The organism is Candidatus Alistipes pullistercoris (genome assembly GCF_027665465.1).
GTDB classification, from domain to species: domain Bacteria; phylum Bacteroidota; class Bacteroidia; order Bacteroidales; family Rikenellaceae; genus Alistipes_A; species Alistipes_A hominis.
On the sequence record NZ_JAQDED010000003.1, the window covers coordinates 187,277 to 206,251 of the forward strand.

General features: G+C 54.3%; 19 protein-coding genes. 14 read left to right on the plus strand and 5 right to left on the minus strand.

What is annotated here, in order from left to right; all coding sequences use genetic code 11:
- The first annotated feature begins 32 nt into the window (after positions 1 to 32).
- From PGR91_RS06415 to PGR91_RS06430, 4 genes are read left to right on the plus strand one after another with little or no spacing between them, the layout of a single operon-like run.
- The gene (locus tag PGR91_RS06415) at positions 33 to 1,340 is read left to right on the plus strand and encodes a YhjD/YihY/BrkB family envelope integrity protein (RefSeq protein ID WP_101570652.1); all 1,308 of its coding nucleotides are present in this window, start codon (positions 33 to 35) and stop codon (positions 1,338 to 1,340) included.
- Complete coding sequence (locus tag PGR91_RS06420) at positions 1,324 to 2,136, plus strand: Rossmann-like and DUF2520 domain-containing protein (protein ID WP_153498052.1); 813 nt, start codon at positions 1,324 to 1,326, stop codon at positions 2,134 to 2,136. Before PGR91_RS06415 ends, PGR91_RS06420 begins: the two co-directional genes overlap by 17 nt.
- The gene (locus tag PGR91_RS06425; protein ID WP_055204144.1) at positions 2,112 to 2,648 is read left to right on the plus strand and encodes a KdsC family phosphatase; all 537 of its coding nucleotides are present in this window, start codon (positions 2,112 to 2,114) and stop codon (positions 2,646 to 2,648) included. Before PGR91_RS06420 ends, PGR91_RS06425 begins: the two co-directional genes overlap by 25 nt.
- A gap of 36 nt (positions 2,649 to 2,684) precedes the next feature.
- Complete coding sequence (locus PGR91_RS06430) at positions 2,685 to 3,305, plus strand: DUF4923 family protein (RefSeq protein ID WP_118656584.1); 621 nt, start codon at positions 2,685 to 2,687, stop codon at positions 3,303 to 3,305.
- A 16-nt stretch (positions 3,306 to 3,321) separates the two neighbouring features.
- Here the strand turns inward: PGR91_RS06430 and xerD are convergent, their stop codons facing one another.
- Positions 3,322 to 4,224: a site-specific tyrosine recombinase XerD gene (xerD, locus tag PGR91_RS06435; RefSeq protein ID WP_101570650.1), complete on the minus strand. Its 903-nt coding sequence runs from the start codon at positions 4,222 to 4,224 to the stop codon at positions 3,322 to 3,324.
- A 131-nt stretch (positions 4,225 to 4,355) separates the two neighbouring features.
- On the opposite strand from xerD, the gene prmA reads away from it, so the two are divergent.
- Both prmA and PGR91_RS06445 read left to right on the plus strand, forming a co-directional pair.
- Positions 4,356 to 5,207: a 50S ribosomal protein L11 methyltransferase gene (prmA, locus tag PGR91_RS06440; RefSeq protein WP_101571575.1), complete on the plus strand. Its 852-nt coding sequence runs from the start codon at positions 4,356 to 4,358 to the stop codon at positions 5,205 to 5,207.
- A 24-nt stretch (positions 5,208 to 5,231) separates the two neighbouring features.
- The gene (locus PGR91_RS06445) at positions 5,232 to 5,804 is read left to right on the plus strand and encodes a porin family protein (protein ID WP_101570648.1); all 573 of its coding nucleotides are present in this window, start codon (positions 5,232 to 5,234) and stop codon (positions 5,802 to 5,804) included.
- An 89-nt stretch (positions 5,805 to 5,893) separates the two neighbouring features.
- Here the strand turns inward: PGR91_RS06445 and PGR91_RS06450 are convergent, their stop codons facing one another.
- Positions 5,894 to 6,940 carry a DUF2776 family protein gene (locus tag PGR91_RS06450; protein ID WP_101570646.1) on the minus strand — a complete coding sequence of 349 codons (1,047 nt, stop codon included), beginning with the start codon at positions 6,938 to 6,940 and terminating at the stop codon, positions 5,894 to 5,896.
- A gap of 204 nt (positions 6,941 to 7,144) precedes the next feature.
- Between PGR91_RS06450 and PGR91_RS06455 the strand changes: the two genes are divergently transcribed.
- The 8 genes from PGR91_RS06455 to PGR91_RS06490 all read left to right on the plus strand — a co-directional run bounded on the left by PGR91_RS06455 (position 7,145) and on the right by PGR91_RS06490 (position 14,508).
- Entirely contained in the window at positions 7,145 to 7,597 is a 453-nt protein-coding gene (locus PGR91_RS06455) for a DUF2059 domain-containing protein (protein WP_118656586.1), read from the plus strand.
- A 223-nt stretch (positions 7,598 to 7,820) separates the two neighbouring features.
- Positions 7,821 to 9,149, plus strand: a complete 1,329-nt coding sequence (locus PGR91_RS06460; RefSeq protein ID WP_118457456.1) for a TolC family protein — start codon at positions 7,821 to 7,823, stop codon at positions 9,147 to 9,149.
- A gap of 21 nt (positions 9,150 to 9,170) precedes the next feature.
- On the plus strand, positions 9,171 to 10,346 hold the full coding sequence (locus tag PGR91_RS06465; RefSeq protein WP_118656588.1) for an efflux RND transporter periplasmic adaptor subunit: 1,176 nt from the start codon (positions 9,171 to 9,173) through the stop codon (positions 10,344 to 10,346).
- Positions 10,347 to 10,372: 26 nt separating this feature from the next.
- The gene (locus tag PGR91_RS06470; protein WP_055204160.1) at positions 10,373 to 11,119 is read left to right on the plus strand and encodes an ABC transporter ATP-binding protein; all 747 of its coding nucleotides are present in this window, start codon (positions 10,373 to 10,375) and stop codon (positions 11,117 to 11,119) included.
- 10 nt (positions 11,120 to 11,129) lie between these two features.
- Positions 11,130 to 12,350: an ABC transporter permease gene (locus PGR91_RS06475; RefSeq protein ID WP_055204161.1), complete on the plus strand. Its 1,221-nt coding sequence runs from the start codon at positions 11,130 to 11,132 to the stop codon at positions 12,348 to 12,350.
- 57 nt (positions 12,351 to 12,407) lie between these two features.
- Positions 12,408 to 13,466, plus strand: coding sequence for a sensor histidine kinase (locus PGR91_RS06480; RefSeq protein ID WP_118656673.1), 1,059 nt, complete (start codon positions 12,408 to 12,410; stop codon positions 13,464 to 13,466).
- 2 nt (positions 13,467 to 13,468) lie between these two features.
- Positions 13,469 to 14,197, plus strand: coding sequence for a LytR/AlgR family response regulator transcription factor (locus tag PGR91_RS06485; RefSeq protein WP_118656590.1), 729 nt, complete (start codon positions 13,469 to 13,471; stop codon positions 14,195 to 14,197).
- Between the two features lie 56 nt (positions 14,198 to 14,253).
- Entirely contained in the window at positions 14,254 to 14,508 is a 255-nt protein-coding gene (locus PGR91_RS06490; protein ID WP_055204168.1) for a TIGR03905 family TSCPD domain-containing protein, read from the plus strand.
- Positions 14,509 to 14,576: 68 nt separating this feature from the next.
- Here the strand turns inward: PGR91_RS06490 and PGR91_RS06495 are convergent, their stop codons facing one another.
- The 3 genes from PGR91_RS06495 to feoB all read right to left on the minus strand — a co-directional run bounded on the left by PGR91_RS06495 (position 14,577) and on the right by feoB (position 18,740).
- Entirely contained in the window at positions 14,577 to 15,983 is a 1,407-nt protein-coding gene (locus PGR91_RS06495) for a BACON domain-containing protein (RefSeq protein ID WP_118656592.1), read from the minus strand.
- An 87-nt stretch (positions 15,984 to 16,070) separates the two neighbouring features.
- Positions 16,071 to 16,256 (minus strand): FeoB-associated Cys-rich membrane protein, encoded by a 186-nt coding sequence (locus tag PGR91_RS06500; RefSeq protein ID WP_101570636.1) that lies wholly within the window; start codon positions 16,254 to 16,256, stop codon positions 16,071 to 16,073.
- Between the two features lie 12 nt (positions 16,257 to 16,268).
- A complete protein-coding gene (feoB, locus tag PGR91_RS06505) occupies positions 16,269 to 18,740 on the minus strand; it encodes a ferrous iron transport protein B (RefSeq protein ID WP_101570634.1) in 2,472 nt (823 codons plus the stop codon).
- Between the last annotated feature and the right edge of the window lie 235 nt (positions 18,741 to 18,975).

Below are 18,975 nucleotides of genomic sequence, written 5' to 3' on the forward strand. Positions count from 1 at the left end.
TACCTTTGTTACACGGCCAAGGAAGCGAAAATATGATTAGGAAAATCATTCAGTATATCACGCACGACATCTGGGTAAAGAAAGAACACGAATACAAGTCCCGGAAAATGCGTTGGGCGGTGCGCCAGTTCAAAGTGTTCATCTTTACGGCGCAGGGCTTCGGGCAGCACGGGATTCTGGTGCGCTCGGCCGCGCTGACTTTCTATACGCTGATGTCGATCGTTCCGGTCGCCGCGCTCGTATTCGGGATCGCCAAGGGGTTCGGACTCGAAACACGCCTGAACGAGTATCTTTACAACCAGTTCCCGCAGTATACCGTCGTGATCGACCAGGTGATCGCATTCGCCAACGCGATGTTGCTGCGTACCAAGGGCGGACTGATCGCTTCGGTGGGTTTGGTCGTGCTGTTCTGGGCCGTGCTGAAAGTATTCGGGAACATCGAAAGCGCTTTCAACAACATTTGGGAAGTGCGCCGTTCGCGCAGTTTCGCACGCAAATTCAGCGATTATACGACCGTGATCGTCGTAACGCCGATCCTGTGGATCATCTCCAGCAGTATCGGGCTGCAGATACAAAAACATCTAATGCACCTTACTTCGTCGCCCGTGGTCAGCGTATTCCTCGGACTCGCTTCGCTGGTGATGATCTGGCTGATGTTCGCATTCGTCTATCTGGTGATGCCGAATACGAAAGTGAAGCTGCGCAGCGCCGTTTCGGCCGGGGTGATTGCCGGGACGATCTTTCAGTTGTTCCAGATCGCCTATATTTTCATTCAGTCGCGACTGACCAGTTATAATGCGATATACGGCAGTTTTGCCGCCGTGCCGTTGTTCCTGATTTGGTTGCAGAGCAGTTGGCAGATCGTGCTGTTCGGCGCCGAGCTGTCGTTCGCCTACCAGAACATCCGGAAGTTCGAGTTCGAAAAGATCGCCAAGGAGATGAGTTACGAGTACCGCAAGAAGGCGCTGCTCGTGGTGATGCACCAGATTATCGCGCATTTTCTCGCGCGCGACGGAGCCGTATCGTCCGAAACGGTGGCTCAGGATCTGAACCTGCCGGTGCGCATCGTGCGGGATGCCGTTTTCGACCTCGAAAAGGCTGGGCTGATCGTGTCGACGGTCAGTAAAGAAGATAAGGTCAACCTGTACGTGCCGGCCCGCGACGTGCATACGCTGCGGGTCTGCGACGTGATCCAGCAGGTCGAGGCGAGCGGAATGGCGTCGCTCGATTTGCAGCAGAGTCCCGAGTTCCGGCAGATCGACGCAATCGTGAACCGGCTGAACCTGACGGTCAGTCGCAGCGCGGACAATGTTTTACTGATGGATGTACGAACGGAATAAAGATATTTACAGCCGGAACGGAGTGAAAAGAGTCGTTATCATAGGAAGCGGAAACGTGGCCGAGGCGCTGGCGAAAGCGATCGGAGCCAGTCGTTACGAATTGGTGCAGATCTATGCCCGCAACCGGGAACGCGGGCAGGCGATTGCCCGGGCGGTTCGTTGCGCCTGCGCCGACGATCCGAAGCGAATCGCCGAAGCGGATATCTACCTGATGGCGGTCAGCGACCGCGCCGTACCGAAATTGTCCGAGAGTTTCGACTTCGGGGATGCGGTCGTCGCGCATACGGCCGGCAGCGTCGCGCTCGGAGAACTGGCCCCCCGCATCCGGAACAAAGGGGTCTTTTATCCGTTGCAGACTTTTACGGCGGGGCGCAGTCTCGAACTGAGCGACGTTCCTCTTTTTATCGAGGGAAACAACGATTTTACGGTCGATGCGCTGGCCGGACTGGCCGGGGCGCTGAGTACGCGGGTGCGGATCGCCGATTCGCGGCAGCGGATGCGACTTCATCTGGCGGCCGTGTTCGCCTGCAATTTCGCCAACCACATGTTCGCCGTCGGGCAGCAGTTATTGCAGGAGTACGGCCTGCCCGCCGACCTGATCAAGCCGCTGATCCGGGAAACGGTCGCCAAGGCGCTCGACAGCCCGTCGGCTGCGGCCGTACAGACCGGCCCTGCGCGCCGCAACGACTACCGTACCCGGCACAAGCACATCGAAATGCTGCACAATCATCCCGAACTACAAAACCTTTATAAAAACATAAGCCTTAATATATGGGAAACTTCAAAGAAGATATAGCGCGCGTCCGGGTTTTCGTATTCGATGTGGACGGGGTGCTGACCGACGGCGGGATTTCCGTCACTCCGGAAGGGGATTTCATCCGCAAGTACAATTCGAAAGACGGTTATGCGCTGTCGCTGGCATTGAAAAAGGGCTATCACATAGCGATCATTACCGGCGGCAAGGGGAACAGCCTGAAGGTGCGTTTCGACATGCTCGGCGTCGATCACGTTTATATGGATTGCCACGAAAAGCTGAAGGCTCTGAAAGAACTTTGCGACGAATTGGACGTCTCCGCCGACGAAATTCTTTACATGGGGGACGACGTGCCTGATCTGGAGCCGATGCGGCATGTCGGTATGCCGGTTTGTCCGGCCGACGCCGTGGCGGAGATCGTCAATGCATCGCGTTACGTGTCGCAGTTTGGCGGCGGGCAGGGATGCGTGCGGGATGTGGTCGAGCAGGTGATGCGGGCCCGCGGCGATTGGTACAAGGAGGGCGACGCGCCGATCCGGGTCGCTTCGCGTTAAGGCGGGTTCGATTTTAGAAACTTTAATTCCGAAAAAATGAAATACTTTGTATTGATGTTTTTGTCGTGCTGCATGTCGTGCCTGACGGCAAACGCCCAGTGGTCGCTGAAAGACGTTTTGAACAAGGAAACGGTCGGAAATCTGGCGGGTTCGCTGATTTCGTTGAAAGTCACGGCGGCCGATCTGGCCGGGACATGGGCGTATTCGAAACCCGCCTGCGAGCTGGAGAGCGACGATGCGGCGAAAAAAGTGGGCGGAAGTCTCGTCTCTTCGCAAATCGAAGCGAAACTCGCGGAGTTGTATGCAAAAGCGGGCATCTCGGCCGACCGGTTTTCGGTGACGTTCAATACCGACAGCAGTTTTGTCTGCCAACTGAAGAACCGCAGTATCGGGGGAACCTTTTCTGTGGACGGCGAGACCGGGCAGATCAGTCTGAAATACGGAGCCGTGGAAGGGCTTGCCGGCGCCGGTTCTTTGAACCTTTACGTCCGCAAGACGGGCGACCGTATTCGGCTGCTTTTCAAGGCTGACAAGTTGCTGGAAATCGTTTCTGCGGTCGCTAATATGACCCAGAACGCCACGGTGAACGCAATCGGCAAGGTGGCGTCGGCTTATGACGGTATGCTGCTCGGCTGCGAGCTGACACCCAAGGAGTAAAACGGTTCCCGCCGGGTCAAAAATCCGACAGCGGATGGTGCGACTCAACGTTGTCGCGTAGGTTTTCGCGATCGAGATGGGTGTATATTTCGGTCGTCAGGATCGATTCGTGCCCGAGCATCTCCTGTACCTGGCGGATGCTCGCCCCTCCTTCGAGCAGGTGCGTGGCGAATGAGTGACGGAATGTGTGCGGACTGATCGTCTTGGCGATCCCGGCGGCTTTCGCCGCTTCGCGGATGATGTGGAAGATCATAACGCGGGTCAGCCCCCTACCCTTGTTGTTCAGAAACAGCGTGTCGGCCGAACGCGGGTCGGTTTCCTGCCCGGCGCGCTGTTCGAGGTAACAGCCGATCAGCCGGACGGCCTGTCGGCTGACCGGCACGAGCCGTTGTTTGTCCCCTTTCCCGATCACGCGGATGAATCCGTCGTCGAAAAACAGGTCGCTGATTCGCAGCGATATCAGTTCGGAAACCCGCAGGCCGCAACTGTACAGCGTTTCGATCATCGCCTTGTTGCGGTGTCCGAAACGGCTGCTCAGGTCGATCGTATCCAGAATGGCTTGGATCTCCGCGACCGAAAGGACATCGGGCAACTTGCGTCCCGTTTTCGGCGGGTCGATGAATTCGGTGGGCAGGTTTTCGATCCGGTCGTTGATCAGCAGGTAGTTGAAAAAACTTTTCACCCCGCTCAGAATCCGTGCCTGCGTCGTCTTTTTCACGCCTTTGTCGTACAAGTATGCCAAAAACGATTCGATGTGCTGCTCGCGCACCTGTTCCGGCCCGATACCGAATTCGCTGTCCATATAGCCGGCCATTTGCCGCAGATCCCGCAGGTAGGCCTCGGCCGTATTGTCCGAAAGTTTTTTTTCCAGTTTGATATAAAAGGTGTAATCTTTCAACTCTTTATCCCAATCTCGCATGACCTGTGCTTATTTTCAGTCAAAATTACTATTTTTGTAAAATAATCAAGTTTTTTGAAAGAAACAAAGTACGGGGAAAGCTGGTATCGGTTTTGCAGATTCCGAAGAAACCGGTTGAATCGTTAGAGCGCATGAAATATACCGAATTTGTAATCGAGGCCGCCACCGAGTCGCAACGGGAGATGTTGATCGCCGAATTGAGCGACTATCCGTTCGACGGCTTCACCGAAGAGGAGGATTGTTTGAAGGCCTATATTCCCGAGGCGGATTTTCGGATGTGGAGATCCGCGATCGAGGAGTCGCTCGAACGCAATCGCTGCCGGTATACGGCGGCGGAAGTTCCCGACCGGAACTGGAATACCGTCTGGGAATCCAATTTCGAGCCGATCGACGTCGAAGGACGTTGCCGGATACGCGCTCCTTTCCATTCGAAAAATCCCGCTTGCGAGTACGATGTGGAGATTATGCCGAAAATGTCGTTCGGCACGGGTCATCATGCGACCACCTATCTGATGGCGGCCGAAATTATGGATGTCGATTTTGCTGGAAAATCGGGACTGGATATGGGAAGCGGCACCGGGGTGCTTTCCATTCTGGCCGTGAAACGGGGAGCCGTACGGGTCGATGCCGTCGATATCGACGAGTGGGCATATCGCAACGGGACCGAGAATATAAAGGCCAACGGAATGGAAGGACGGATCGTCCCGTTGCAGGGCGACGCGTCTTTGCTGGCCGGGAAACGTTACGATTTCGTGCTGGCCAATATTAACCGCAACATTCTGCTGGCGGATATGCCGGTTTATGCGGCGACGCTGACGCCGGGAGGAATGCTGCTGGTGAGCGGTATCCTCGAAGCCGATATTTCGGCTATCGAAAGCCGGGCGGCGGCGTGCGGGCTGGATGCCGACGGCGTGCGCAGGCGCAACGGTTGGGCGGCGGTGCGTTTTGTCAAGAATCGTATTACACCTGATAAAATCAATTGATTACTAATTAAAAATTATGCGATCATGAAAAAAATTGTTGTTGCAGTTGTCGCCATGCTGGCGATCGGAACCTCTTCGTTTGCACAGGGATTCGGCTGGGGTGTCAAGGCCGGTCTGAACGTTTCGGGAATGAATAATACCGGACTCGATTCGAAGACCGGACTCACGGCCGGCGTATTCGTCGACTACCGGTTCAACGATTGGATCGGGATGTCTGCCGACCTGCTCTTCTCGCGCGAAGGCGCTATGCTGAAAAGCGGCGGAGACAAGTACATCGCCAAGACCAACTACCTGAATTTGCCGATCCTGGCCAAATTCTACGTGCTCGACCAACTGGCATTCAACATCGGTATCCAGCCGGGCGTGCTGTTGTCCGGCAAAGATAAGGTTAAAGAGAGCGGCGAAGAGACGGCTTTCACGACGACCAATAACTATAAGTCGTTCGATTTCGCATTCCCCGTGGGCGTAAGCTATGAATTTTTCAATAAGCTGATTCTGGATGCCCGTTACAACATCGGTGTGGCGAACATCTCCGCCGGCGAAGGAGGAAAAGTTCATAATAACGTGTTCGCCCTTACGCTCGGTTACCGTTTCTAACCGGACGTGTCCGGCTATGTGGTCGGAGCGTATGAAAATAAAAACCCATCTTCCGTGAAGGAAGATGGGTTTTTGCTGTTTTTTGAAGGTTATTTGGATTTTTTCGCGCCGCTTTCGAGGATGCTGACGATCGAGAAAAGCGTGAAACAGATCGCTCCGAGACCGACGATTACCCGGGCGGGAACGAAAAATTTCTCTTTGTAAACAGCTTCTTCGAACAGAAACGAAGCGAGGAACAGACAGATCAAGGCCGTCAGTACCGGGATCAGCGGGATACGCGCGGCCAGCGGAAATTCGGCTTTCCATATTTTAACCAGCAAGATGACCTTGCTGGAAATGCTGTAACAAACCAGGCCCAGGCCGATCAGGACGAATCCGACGAAGTCGCGGGTTTGGCCGTAATAGACGAAGATCACGATCAGTCCCCAGATCGTGGCGATCGTGCCCATGATCAGCACCAGTCTCGGCCAGATCTTTTTTTCCCGGTCCGCATAGACGTTCCTCTCCTGACGGACGATGCTGGCGACCAATGCGATCAGCGAGGTGCAGATACAGGCGATACCCCCCATCACGCTTCCGGCTACGAAATGAGGCGTGCTGCCTCCGGCCAGCAGAACGATCGTCCAGGCCCAGGCCAGCGCCGCGAAGAATGCGGCGATCGATTCGAAAATCAGCTCCTGCTGTTGGGTAAATCCTTTGGCGTTGATCTCGCGGCTCGGCGAAGTGCTGTTTTCGGGGATCAGCGAGAAACGCGTGGATACGGTGGCCGCCGTCGCGACGCATCCGGTGATTAACCCCAGTCCGCAGACGATGTGCCCCGCTACGAAAAATTCGGCGACTTCGGTGTCTTTGAAAATCGCGATGCCGCAGATGAACGTGGCGAGGGCTACGGAGTATCCGAGAATCGGCAGAAAATACTTGGCGAACGGATTGTACGTGTGGATGATCTGGCGGATGATCGTGGCGGCCGTCGCAAACAGTGCGATGCAGATCGATCCGAGGAAGAAAACGACCGGGCCGGCGATCATCCGCGAAGAGTCGTCGCCCCACAGGTAGATGTAGCCGCCGTAAAAAAAGCAAAACAGGGCCATTACAAGCGGTATGGCTCTGAACAATACGCTGATTCCGTAATTCATATGTCTTGTTTTAATGGTTGAACATTGCCGGTTTTCATTCAAAAACTGCGCCCCGTTGTTTTTTTATAAAAAAGAGAAGATTATTTTGCGGATATTCGATTTATCGTTACATTTAACGTATTGCTATCTTTATTTATTCGGACGTACCGCACGACCTGCGGCGTAAAGAAGGAAATGATCGAGTATGGATTTTAAATCGAAAAAATGAAAAAGTTGGTTTTACTGTGCGGAGCCCTTGCGCTGCTCGCGCTGGGCGTTCGGGCGCAGACGCCGGAGTATACGGCGAAAATGACGAGAATGCTGGAACTTTCGGGTTCCGATGCGGTTATGAAAGAACTGCCGAAACAGATGATCGGCATGATGAAGCAGCAGGTGCCCGCAATGCCGGATTCCGTTTCGCGGCAGATCGAGGATCTGATGGCGGAATACTTTCCGAAAATGCTCGAAATGATGACCCCGATCTACGCCAAGTATTACACCGAGGAGGATCTGGACGGACTGATCGCGTTTTACGAAAGCCCGCTGGGGAAGAAAATGGCTTCGACGCAACCGTTGATTTTAAAGGAGGTGATGGGCGTGGTGCCGCAGTGGGCCGCCGAATTTGGCAGTAAAATGTCTGAGATCGTAAAGTCGGCCAAAATACAGACGCAGCCGTAATCGGACGGGCCGTCGTGCTACCGGGCGGCCGCTCCAAATGGGGCGGTCGCCTTCGTTTCGGAAAGAGACGTCATCTGGATGAACTGCATCGGGTGCCGACGCGGAACCTGTCGATGAAAAAGGGGCGTTGGTCGATGGAAATGCGGGATACTTATATTTCATTTGCCGTACGGATCGGATAAAATTATGTTTGCATTGAGAAATCTCATAATGCAAACCGAATATGATAAACAGATTTAAACCGATTCCGGCCCTTTGTCTCCTGCTGTTCGCGGGACAGGCGGCGTGGGCCCAGTCGCCGGGAGGATGGTCGCTCCGCAAATGCATCGACTATGCGCGGGAAAACAATATCCAGGTACATTCGACTCAAGTGACCCAGCAGAGTTCACAGGAAGACCTGGCGGAAGCCAAGGCTAAACGGGTGCCTTCGCTGGATTTCTCGACGTCGCAGAATTACGTCAATCAGAAAAGCGAAAAGACGGACGGGAATTTCGAAGCTAACGGAACCTATTCCGGAAATTATGCGTTGAAGACCGGCATCACCATCTACAACGGGAGCAAGCTGACCAATTCGCTGCGGCAACAAGAGGTGATCAACAAAAGCCGGCAGTTCCAGGTCGATATGGCTCGGAACGACATTGAGATCGCCGTGACGCAGGCCTATCTGAACATCCTGTACGCCAATGAAAACGTGAAGATCAGCCGACAGACCGTCGAGTCGTCCGCCGCGCAGTTGGAGCGTTCGAAGGCGTTGCTGGAAGCCGGCTCGATCGCTCCGAGCGATTATGCCCAGATGGAGTCGCAGTACAGCAGCGACAAATATCAACTGACGGTTAGCCAAACATCGCTGGATCAGAATATTCTGACTCTTAAACAGTTGCTCGAACTGGGATTGGACGAATCTTTCGACGTGCAGTTTCCCGACCTGAGCAGCGAGGACGTGTTGGCCGAAGTGCCGGCGCTGGACCGGGTGTACCGGCGGGCGTTGGAGGTGATGCCTCAGGTCGAAAACAGCCGTTTGAACGTGGAGTCGGCCCAGTTGGGCGAGAAGATCGCTGCCGGAGACGGACTGCCGAGCCTGACGGCCAGCGCATCGATCGGTACAGGGAATATTTCGGGAACGAACTACTCTTTCTACAATCAGTTGAATAACAAGTTGAATGAGAATGTGGGCATTACGCTCAGCGTTCCCATTTTCAACAATCGCAAGGCGAAGTCGTCGATCGCACGGTCGCGTTTGCAAACCCGTCAGGCCGAACTCGATTACCAGAGCATGGAAAAGGATCTGCTGAAAGACGTCGAGTCGCTGTACCAGGATGCCGTTTCGGCGCAGAGCCGCTACCTGGCTGCCAACGACAAAGTAAAATCGGCCGAAACCAGTTACGGTTTGGTGCTGGCTCAATTCAACGAAGGGATGAAAAATACGGTCGAACTGCTGACCGAGAAGAACAACTACCTGTCGGCGCAGCAGGAACAGATCCAGGCCAAGTATCAGGCCGTGCTGTCGATCAAACTGCTGAACTTCTACCAGAACGAACCGATTACGCTGTAAACAATCAAAAAAACATAATTCATGAAAACATTGAAGAAAATAGGAATCGCCATCGTCGTAATCGCCGTACTGGCTGTCGCTGCATTCCTGATCCTGCGCAAAAGCGAAAAGCCGCAGATGAAATACAAAACGGCGGAAATACACCGGGGGTCGATCGTGAATACCGTTACCGCGACGGGTACCATCGAACCGATCGTCCAGGTGGAGGTAGGTACGCAGGTATCGGGCATCATCAATCATATTTATGTGGATTACAACTCGGTGGTGAAAAAAGGCGAGGTGATCGCCGAATTGGACAAAACGACGTTGGAGGCGGATTTGGCGTCCAGTTCCGCGACTTTGCAGTCCAATAAGACGGAATACGAATATCAGGAGAAAAATTTTCTGCGAATCAAAGGGCTGCACGAAAAGAAGATGGTCAGCGATACCGATTACGAGACGGCCGAATACCAATACAATAAAGCGAAAAGCAGTTATGAAAAATCGCAGTCGGATATTACTAAGGCGCGGCAGAATCTGGAGTATGCGACGATCTATTCGCCGATCGACGGCGTGGTGATCGACCGTGCGGTCGAAGAAGGGCAGACCGTTGCCGCCAGCTTCAACACCCCTACCCTGTTTACGATCGCCAACGATTTGCGCCAGATGCGCGTGATCGCCGACGTGGACGAGGCCGACATCGGAGGCGTGGTCGAGGGGCAGCAGGCGACGTTCACCGTCGATGCCTTTCCGGAGGATGTTTTCAAAGGATCGGTAACGCAGGTGCGTCTGCAGCCGACCACCGAGTCGAATGTGGTTACCTATGAAGTGGTTGTCGACGCTCCGAATCCGGATCTGAAGCTAAAGCCGGGACTGACGGCCAACCTGACGATCTATACGATGCAGAAGGATAGTGTGTTGTTGGTGCCTTTGAAAGCGTTGCGTTTCCAGCCGGAGAATGCCCCGGAACCGGTCGCAGATTCGGCCAATCCGCGTGCGCGGGTTTTATGGATGCAGTCGCCGCAGGGATTGCAGCCGGTAAATGTCACGACCGGCGACAACGACGGGATTTTTGCTGAAATAACGGGCGATATCAAAGAGGGCGACAAAGTAGTTACCGGCGTGGATATCGGAGTGGCGTCGATTTCGGACGGACAGGGCGAAGCGAATCCGTTTATGCCGTCTCCTCCGGGGGCGCGTAAGAATGCGAAAAAATAGATTTTCCTACTTATAAGGATTTGATCATGGAAAAATATATTATACGGGTCGAGAACCTCCGCAGGGATTTCGTCGTGGGCGGTGAAACGGTGCATGCGTTGCGCGGGGTGTCGTTCAGCATCCGGGAAGGGGAATTCGTTACGATCATGGGAACCAGCGGCTCCGGCAAGTCGACGCTGCTGAACCTGCTCGGGTGTCTGGATACGGCGACCGCGGGCGAATACTACCTGGACGGGATTTCGGTGCGCGAGATGAGTCGTAACGACCGCGCTACGCTGCGTAACCGTAAGATCGGCTTCGTATTCCAGTCCTACAACCTGTTGCCGAAGACGACGGCGCTCGAAAACGTCGAACTGCCGTTGTTCTACAATCCGTCGGTTTCGGCGCGCGATCGCAAAGAACGTTCTATCAATGCTTTGCATGAAGTGGGACTTGCCGACCGAATTCATCACCGGTCGAACCAGATGTCCGGCGGCCAGCAGCAGCGGGTGGCCATCGCGCGGGCCCTGGTGAACGATCCGGTGATGATTCTGGCCGACGAGGCGACGGGTAACCTCGATACGCGGACGTCGTTCGAGATCCTGACGCTTTTTCAAAAGCTGCACAGGGAAGGGCGTACGATCGTTTTCGTAACGCACAATCCGGAGATCGCCGAGTTCTGCAGCCGCAACATCGTGCTGCGCGACGGGCGGATCGTCGAGGACGTGCAGAATACGCAAGTCCGTTCCGCCAAAGAAGTACTCGATTCGCTGCCGCAGGACAGCGGCCAATAAAACGGGGATTATGAATTACAAGAATCTGATAAAAATTGCGCTGAAAGCGCTTTCGAACAATAAGTTCAGGGGCTTTTTGACGATGCTCGGGATCATCATCGGCGTCGCGTCGGTGATCGCGATGCTGGCCATCGGTCAGGGGTCGAAACGCAGTATTCGGGAGCAGATTTCCGAAATGGGATCGAACATGATCATGGTACATCCGGGAGCCGGCCGTTTCGGCGGCGTACGTCAGAGCGCCAGTAGTATGCAGACGCTAAAAATGGAGGATTACCAGACCATTATTCACGAGGCTTCCTATATCAGCGCCTGCTCGCCGGTGGTGAACAGCAGCGGACAGGTCGTCAACGGGGCCAACAACGCCCCTACTTCGGTCTACGGCATCAACCAGGACTATATGGAGATTCGAAAATATTCGGTCGGCGAAGGCGAAATGTTCACCGATCAGGATATCCGGCGGGCCGCCAAAGTGTGCGTGGTCGGGAAAACCGTGGTCGAGAACCTGTTTACGAACGGTGAGGATCCGCTCGGCAAGACGATCCGTTTCGGGAAGATTCCGTTCAAAATCATCGGCGTGCTGACGCCGAAAGGCTATAATTCGATGGGACAGGATCAGGACGACCTCATACTGGCTCCGTATACTACCGTGCAGAAACGTATTCTGGCGATCACTTATCTGCAGGGAATTTTCGCATCGGCTATCAGCGAAGAGATGTCCGGCGAGGCGATCGACGAACTGACGGCCATCCTGCGGCAGAACCATAAGATCAAGGCGGGGGACGACGACGATTTCAACATCCGTTCGCAGGAAGAACTGAGTTCGATGTTGAGTTCGACGACCGACCTGATGACCATCCTGCTGGCCTGTATCGCGGGCATATCGCTGTTGGTCGGCGGGATCGGGATCATGAACATCATGTACGTGTCGGTAACCGAGCGTACCCGGGAGATCGGGTTGCGGATGTCGATCGGAGCCAAAGGACGGCATATCCTGTGGCAATTTCTGATTGAAGCCGTGATTATCAGCGTGATGGGCGGTATTATCGGAGTCGTTCTCGGGATCGGGGCGTCGGCGGTGATTAAGCATGCGGCCGGCTGGCCGGTATTCGTGCAGCCCTATTCGGTGATTTTGTCGTTCGCCGTCTGCACCGTGACCGGAATCTTTTTCGGGTGGTATCCGGCCCAGAAGGCCTCGAACCTCGACCCGATCGAAGCGATCCGCTACGAATAGCCGGGCCGGATTGGCGGATTGAATAAAAACGCTTAAATTTACGGAAACAAAATGAACATGCCTCAGTGTAAAAAGAACCGATTTTTCCAGATTGCAATCCATTCGATCGCCTGGGGATTGATGTTCACGTCGCCGTTCTTTTTTGCGTACGGAAGGAATGACGCGACCTTTTCGTTGAGTCGATATCTCGATTTCTGTGTCGTTCCGGTGACGTTCATCATCGTGTTTTACATCAATTACTGCGTGTTGATCGACCGGCAGTTGTTCCGCAAGCATCTGGGACGTTTTATTCTGATGAACTTGCTGCTGATCGTCGCGGTAGACCTGTTCCAGCATTTCTGGCACGAGATTTTCCGACTGTACGTTATGACCGATCTGCCCCGGAAGGGTGACGGACACCACGGCCCTCCGGCCTATTTTTTCCTGATGTGGAATTTTATGCTGCTGGCGCTGACGGTCGCTCTGAGCGTGGCGATCAAAATGACCGGTAACTGGTACCGTACCGAGGCCGAAAAGCAGGAGATCGAAAAGGAACGGACGCAGGCCGAACTGAAAAACCTGAAGAGTCAGTTGAATCCGCATTTCCTGTTCAATACGCTGAATAATATCTATGCGCTGATCCAGTTGAATCCCCCGCAGGCGCAGTATGCCGTCCACAGCCTGAGTCATTTGCTGCGTTACGTGTTGTACGACAACAATCAGAACTTGATCTCGCTCGACAAGGAGTTCGCATTTATGAAAAATTACATCGAGTTGATGAGCTTGCGGTTGTCGTCCGATCAGGTGAAATTGAATATCGACATTCCCGATGACGGCAGGGGGTATATGGTAGCTCCGCTGCTGTTCATCACGCTGATCGAGAATGCGTTCAAGCATGGGGTAAGCCCGTCCGAAAAATCGTTCGTCAGCATTGCTTTCCGGATTACCGAAGCCGATACGCTGGTCTGCACGATCGAGAATAGCTATTTCCCGAAAGACGACCACGACCGCAGCGGTTCCGGGATCGGGCTCGACAATCTGCGTAAAAGGCTGAACCTGATTTATCCGAACCGGCACATTTTGCGGACGGAACGGCTGGGAGATCGTTATATGTCGCAACTGATTATAAACCTTTGACGATGGCTATCGAATCGCTTGTCGTGGACGATGAACCGCTGGCGCGGGACCTGCTGGCGGGTTATGTAAAGCAGACGCCGTTCCTGCATTTTGCGGGAGCGTGTTCCAGTGCGGTCGAAGCGCTGACCGTTTTGCAGCGCGAAAAGATCGACCTGATTTTTTTGGATATCCAGATGCCGCAGCTCAACGGGCTGGAGCTTTCGCGGATGATCGGAACGCAAACGCGGGTGGTTTTTACGACAGCGTTTGAACAGTACGCGCTGGAAGGATTCCGGGTCGATGCGCTGGATTACCTGCTCAAACCGATCAGTTATGCCGAGTTCCTGCGGGCCGCCGACAAAGCGCAGCGTTGGTTCGGGCTTCAGGACGGCAAACAGGAGGGGCCGGTTGCCCAGGGCCGATCCGCGCAAACTCTTTTCGTCAAGACCGAATACAAGATGGTGCAGCTGCGCCTCGATCAGATCCTGTATATCGAAGGCGTGAAAGATTACGTAAAGATACATACCGAAGACGGGGCTTCCGTGATGACGCTGATGAGCATGAAAGCTATCGAGGAAACCCTGCCTGCCGACCGTTTCGTTCGGGTGCACCGTTCGTTTATCGTCCATGTGGACAAGATCAAAACGATCGAACGGAACCGGATCGTGTTCGGGAAGGTATATATTCCGGTGTCCGACTCTTACCGGGAACGTTTCATGCAGTTGCTGTCGCGCCGCTCGTTACTGTTGTGACGGATAAAACGGCCGGAATTTGCTACCTTTGCAAGTCGAATTCAAACTTTCATGCAATGAGCGCAAAAACGATTGATTATACTCCGGTAGGCGGGGTATGTTCCAAAATGATCCACGCGGCGGTCGAAGACGGTAAAATATGCGAAGTGGTCTTCGTCGGCGGTTGTCACGGCAATACGCAGGGGATCTGCTCGCTGGTAAAAGGGATGCCTGTGGACGAAGCGATCGCCCGTTTGAAAGGGATCGATTGCAGGGGGAAAGGCACTTCCTGCCCCGATCAGTTGGCCCGGGCGCTGGAACAGGTCGGATAACCGGACGTGCCGGTATAAGCGAAGCGGCGGAGCGATCGCTCCGCCGCTTCGCCCGTTCGGGATGCGTCTTATTCGTAGAAGACGTTGGCGTCGTGGTCTTTTTTAAGTTCGAACGGCCATGCTTTGTGCGATTCAAGCAGGTAGATGTTCATGCCCGCTTCGTTGTAAGTTACGTCCAGTTTTTCGAGATTCTTGTTGGCTCGGGCGTCGATTTCGGAGAGTCGGTTGTACGGGACTTCCACGGTCGTTATTTCCGGGCAGCATGAGATATCGAGTTGCGTGAGCTCGTTTTTATTACAGTTCAGTTCAGACAATGCCTTGCAGGGCGACAGGTCGAGACTTTGCAGTGCGCCGTGTTCGCAGGTCAGCGTGACGAGAGACGGGCATCCGGCCAGATCGAGTTCGCGGAGTTTACTGTCATTGATAACCAATGTTTTCAGGGAGGAACATCCGGTCACGTTGAGCGTTTCCAGCGTTTTGTCCGAGTAGCCGCAGTCGATGGTCTGTAACAGGGTACATCCCGAAACGTCGATTGCCGGGTAATCGTTATAGTTCAATTTTACCGATTCCAGATTTTTGCATGCTTTCAGATCCAGTCCGGCGGCGATCTTGCAGGATTCCGCGATAAGGATCTTTAATTCTTTGCAGGTAGACAGTCCGACGATCGATTCCACGTCCAGACTGTATGCGGTCAGCTTTTCGAGCGATTCGCAGCCGGTCAGGTCGAGCGACATAATTTTCGTTTCTTCGCCCGTGTCGCTACCGTTGCCGCTGCATGCCAGTTCCCGCAAAACGGTATTGCCGGACAGGTCGAGCGACGTGATCGGGTTGCCCAGGCAGTTCAGACCGAGCAGCCGCCTGAAATGGTCGATCCCTTCCAGCGAGGCGATGTTCTGTCCCGAACAGTCGATGTATTCGATCATATCCAGTTCGAACTGACGTATTTTTCCGCCCAACGAACCGCAGTTTTTGTTTTCGATCAGGAAGTTCCTGAAATTCTCGTCCGGAATATCGACTACCGTCGTATCTCCGTAGGAAGGGTTTACCTCTTCGCCGTCATCCGGAATGTCTCCGCTTTCGGTAGTGGCTTCCTGTCGTATCGTGACTGTGATGCGGGTGTCACCGCAGACGATCGTAATGACCGCCGTGCGCACCGCGCCGGTAGTGTTGGTTTCCAGATCGATCGTCAGGCGGTATTTTCCGGCAGGGCCGTCGTATCGGCTCAGTTCGATCCAGTCCGGGGACGACGTGGCGTTGGTTGCTTTGGAGCCGGTTTCGGTGACGGTGGCGTTCCAGGACTGCGCGGCGGTAAATTCGAATCCGCTTTGGTTGCGGTCGGCGTAGAGCCGCTGGTTCATTTCGTTTTTGTCGGAAACGGTGATGTTGCCAATGGTCATTTCAGGGCTTTCGTTGTCTTTGTTACAGCCACTCATGATACAGGCGACGAGAACCAAAAATGCAAAAAATCTTTTCATCGTTCTTTTATTTGTAGTTTGGTTCGCTCGTAAACAGTTGCAAAATTATAAAAACGAGCGTATAAAGTCAACCTAAAAGACCGCTTCTTACCGCCTTCCCTCTTTCCGGTCGCGTTTACTGCATTCGGAACAGCCGTCGCACAGGTCGCACTCTCCGCTCCTTTTATCGGAGCATCCGCATCCGCACCCTTTCCGCTTGTTCCACCGGTAGATGGAAAACAGCGTGTAAACGAATGCCGCCGCGATGATGATTGCCGTAATGATTCCCTGCATATTTACCGTTTTTTATAGCCAGCTTCCTATCTGGTAAACGACAAAAGACAATAACCATGCTAAGCCCGTCGAATAGACGACCGAAAGCGCGGCCCATTTGCGACCGGCTTCGCGGCGTATGGCTACGATGGCCGCGATGCAGGGGACGTAAAGCAGGATGAATAACATCAGCGTGTAGGCTACCAGCGGCGAGTAGACCGGTTGTCCCGCCTTGTCGCCTTGCGTGTATACCTGTTTTTGCAGGTTCTCGGCCAGCGAAGCGTCGTCGTCCCCGCTGTTGCTCAACACGGCCATCGTACTGACGACGATCTCCTTGGCCGCCAGTCCGCTGAACAGGCTGATTCCGATCTGCCAGTCGAAGCCGAGCGGCCGGATCGCCGGCTCGATGAAACGACCGATTTTTCCGATATAGGACTGCTTTTGGTGTTCGGCATGGCGGATGTCGTTCAGTTCCTGCAGTTTTGCTTGCTCGTCTTCGGGCGACAGGCCGGAAGAGGCTATTTCGGCCGCCACTCGGTCGTAATCGACCGAATATTCCACGTTGCGCGGATAGTATCCGAGGGCCCAGATGATGATTGACGCAGCCAGGATGACCGTTCCCATTTTCCGTAGGTACTGCGATCCTTTGCTCCACATGTGGCGGACTACGTTGCGGGTCGTCGGTATCCGGTACGGCGGAAGTTCCATAACGAACGGAGCCTCCGCCTTTGCGAACAGCAGTTTTTTGAACAGGATGGATGACCCGATGGCGATCAGGATGCCGATCAGGTAGATCGAGAACAGCACCAGTCCCTGGTTCGACGGGAAAAAGGCCGAGATCAGCAGGACGTAGACCGGCAGCCGGGCGCTGCACGACATGAACGGGATGATCAGCATGGTCATCAGCCGGTCTTTTCTGCTTTCGAGCGTGCGCGTGGCCATGATGGCCGGAACGTTGCAGCCGAAACCCATCAGCAGCGGAATGAACGATTTGCCGTGCAATCCGATCTTGTGCATCAACTTGTCCATGATGAAAGCCGCCCGCGCCATGTAGCCGGTGTCTTCCATCAGCGAGATGAAAAAGAACAGGATCAGGATGTTCGGCAGGAAGACGATCACGCCCCCCACTCCGCTGATGATCCCGTTGACGATCAGCTCGCGCAAAGGGCCTTCCCGCATGATTCCGCCGATGAAGTCCCCTAACCATTCGACGCCGGTTTCCAGCCATCCGGCCGGGACGCCGCCGAGCGAAAAGGTCGTTTGGAACATGATCCACATGATCAGCAGGAAAATCGGGAGTCCCCAGACCTTGTGGGTCATGATCCGGTCGACGCGGTCGTCGGGCCGGTTTTTACGCAGGTTGATGCCCTGGCAGGTCTCTTCGAGCGCTCCGGCGATGAACCCGAATTTGGCGTCCGTAATGATCGTTTCGACGCAGTCTTTGTACTGGCGTTCGAGTTTCTGCCGTTCATGTTCCGCCACGGCGCTTATCTCGGCGAAGTTGGCGGCCGGTTCGACCACTTCGTATCCGTTTTTATCGTTACAAAGCAGTTTGATCGCCAGATAGCGCGACGAATAGCGGGCGACCAGGTCGGTATTTTTCCAGATCTCGTCTTGCAGCAGCCGGATGCTGTGTTCGATGTCTTTCCCGTAATTGATGTGGATATGCCGCACGATCGGTTCGTTGTCTTCGAACACGTCGATCACGGTTTTGAACAGTTCCCGGATTCCTTCGCCGCGGGAGGCGACGGTCGGCACGATCGGGATTCCGATCATCCGGCCCAGATTACGGTAGTCCAGTTTCAGACCCGACTTTTCGAGCTCGTCGTACATGTTCAGCGCGATCACGACCTTCAAGTCCATGTCGATCAGTTGCGTGGTCAGGAACAGGTTGCGTTCGAGGTTCGAGGCGTCCAGCACGTTGATAACCACGTCGGGCATGGCGTCGAGAATGTGCCGGCGCACGTAAAGTTCTTCGGGCGTGTATTCGGTGATCGAATAGGTGCCAGGCAGGTCGAACAGGTTGAACGTGTAGCCGTCCTGCCGGAAAACGGCCTGTTTGGCGTCGACCGTCACGCCGCTGTAATTGCCGACCCGTTCGTGGGAGCCGGACGCGACGTTGAACAGCGATGTCTTGCCCGAATTCGGATTGCCGACCAGCGCGACGTTGATGGTTCGGCCCGTTACGTGCTGAAAACGGTTGACCGATTCGTCCCGGAACGTTCCGCCGGACGGAAGTCCCGACCCCGCCGTTCCGCCGCTCGGCAGCGAAACTTCGATCAGTTCCGCCTCGCTTTTGCGCAGGGCGATGCGGTAACCCATGATTTCGTATTCGATGGGATCCGACAGCGGGGCGTTTTTGATGACCCGCACCGTTTTGCCGCGAACGAATCCCATTTCTGTGATCCGGTTGCGAAAAGAGCCGTGTCCGAACACTTTGGTGATGACCCCTTCTTCCGACGTCTTCAGTTCCGACAGGCGTTTATTTATGATTTCTTTTTCCATTTATCGTCAGACCGGGAAATTTTTTCCGGGCAAAGGTACGCAACCGGAGGATTCCGGAAAATACCTGAAGCCGGGGAAAAAGGCTTCCCTCGTACCTCGAATCGGTTATGACTGCCGCTGCAAAGATAAAACAGTATCCCGGTTGTTCTACCGGACGAAACGGAAAAAGGCGAAAAAAGTGTATGTACGGAGCGCTCCGTATGCTCCGTAAAATGATAATAATACTCCGTAAAAT

Excerpts from the sequence above, each read along its gene's own strand:
- xerD (WP_101570650.1), bottom strand. The coding sequence starts at position 4,224 with ATGCGAGATTGGGATAAAGAGTTGAAAGATTACACCTTTTATATCAAA.
- PGR91_RS06455 (WP_118656586.1), top strand. The coding sequence starts at position 7,145 with ATGAAAAAGTTGGTTTTACTGTGCGGAGCCCTTGCGCTGCTCGCGCTG.
- PGR91_RS06475 (WP_055204161.1), top strand. The coding sequence starts at position 11,130 with ATGAATTACAAGAATCTGATAAAAATTGCGCTGAAAGCGCTTTCGAAC.
- PGR91_RS06490 (WP_055204168.1), top strand. The coding sequence starts at position 14,254 with ATGAGCGCAAAAACGATTGATTATACTCCGGTAGGCGGGGTATGTTCC.
- PGR91_RS06500 (WP_101570636.1), bottom strand. The coding sequence starts at position 16,256 with ATGCAGGGAATCATTACGGCAATCATCATCGCGGCGGCATTCGTTTAC.
- PGR91_RS06485 (WP_118656590.1), top strand. The coding sequence starts at position 13,469 with ATGGCTATCGAATCGCTTGTCGTGGACGATGAACCGCTGGCGCGGGAC.
- prmA (WP_101571575.1), top strand. The coding sequence starts at position 4,356 with ATGAAATATACCGAATTTGTAATCGAGGCCGCCACCGAGTCGCAACGG.
- PGR91_RS06465 (WP_118656588.1), top strand. The coding sequence starts at position 9,171 with ATGAAAACATTGAAGAAAATAGGAATCGCCATCGTCGTAATCGCCGTA.
- PGR91_RS06425 (WP_055204144.1), top strand. The coding sequence starts at position 2,112 with ATGGGAAACTTCAAAGAAGATATAGCGCGCGTCCGGGTTTTCGTATTC.
- feoB (WP_101570634.1), bottom strand. The coding sequence starts at position 18,740 with ATGGAAAAAGAAATCATAAATAAACGCCTGTCGGAACTGAAGACGTCG.
- PGR91_RS06470 (WP_055204160.1), top strand. The coding sequence starts at position 10,373 with ATGGAAAAATATATTATACGGGTCGAGAACCTCCGCAGGGATTTCGTC.
- PGR91_RS06460 (WP_118457456.1), top strand. The coding sequence starts at position 7,821 with ATGATAAACAGATTTAAACCGATTCCGGCCCTTTGTCTCCTGCTGTTC.
- PGR91_RS06495 (WP_118656592.1), bottom strand. The coding sequence starts at position 15,983 with ATGAAAAGATTTTTTGCATTTTTGGTTCTCGTCGCCTGTATCATGAGT.
- PGR91_RS06445 (WP_101570648.1), top strand. The coding sequence starts at position 5,232 with ATGAAAAAAATTGTTGTTGCAGTTGTCGCCATGCTGGCGATCGGAACC.
- PGR91_RS06430 (WP_118656584.1), top strand. The coding sequence starts at position 2,685 with ATGAAATACTTTGTATTGATGTTTTTGTCGTGCTGCATGTCGTGCCTG.
- PGR91_RS06415 (WP_101570652.1), top strand. The coding sequence starts at position 33 with ATGATTAGGAAAATCATTCAGTATATCACGCACGACATCTGGGTAAAG.
- PGR91_RS06480 (WP_118656673.1), top strand. The coding sequence starts at position 12,408 with ATGCCTCAGTGTAAAAAGAACCGATTTTTCCAGATTGCAATCCATTCG.
- PGR91_RS06450 (WP_101570646.1), bottom strand. The coding sequence starts at position 6,940 with ATGAATTACGGAATCAGCGTATTGTTCAGAGCCATACCGCTTGTAATG.
- PGR91_RS06420 (WP_153498052.1), top strand. The coding sequence starts at position 1,324 with ATGTACGAACGGAATAAAGATATTTACAGCCGGAACGGAGTGAAAAGA.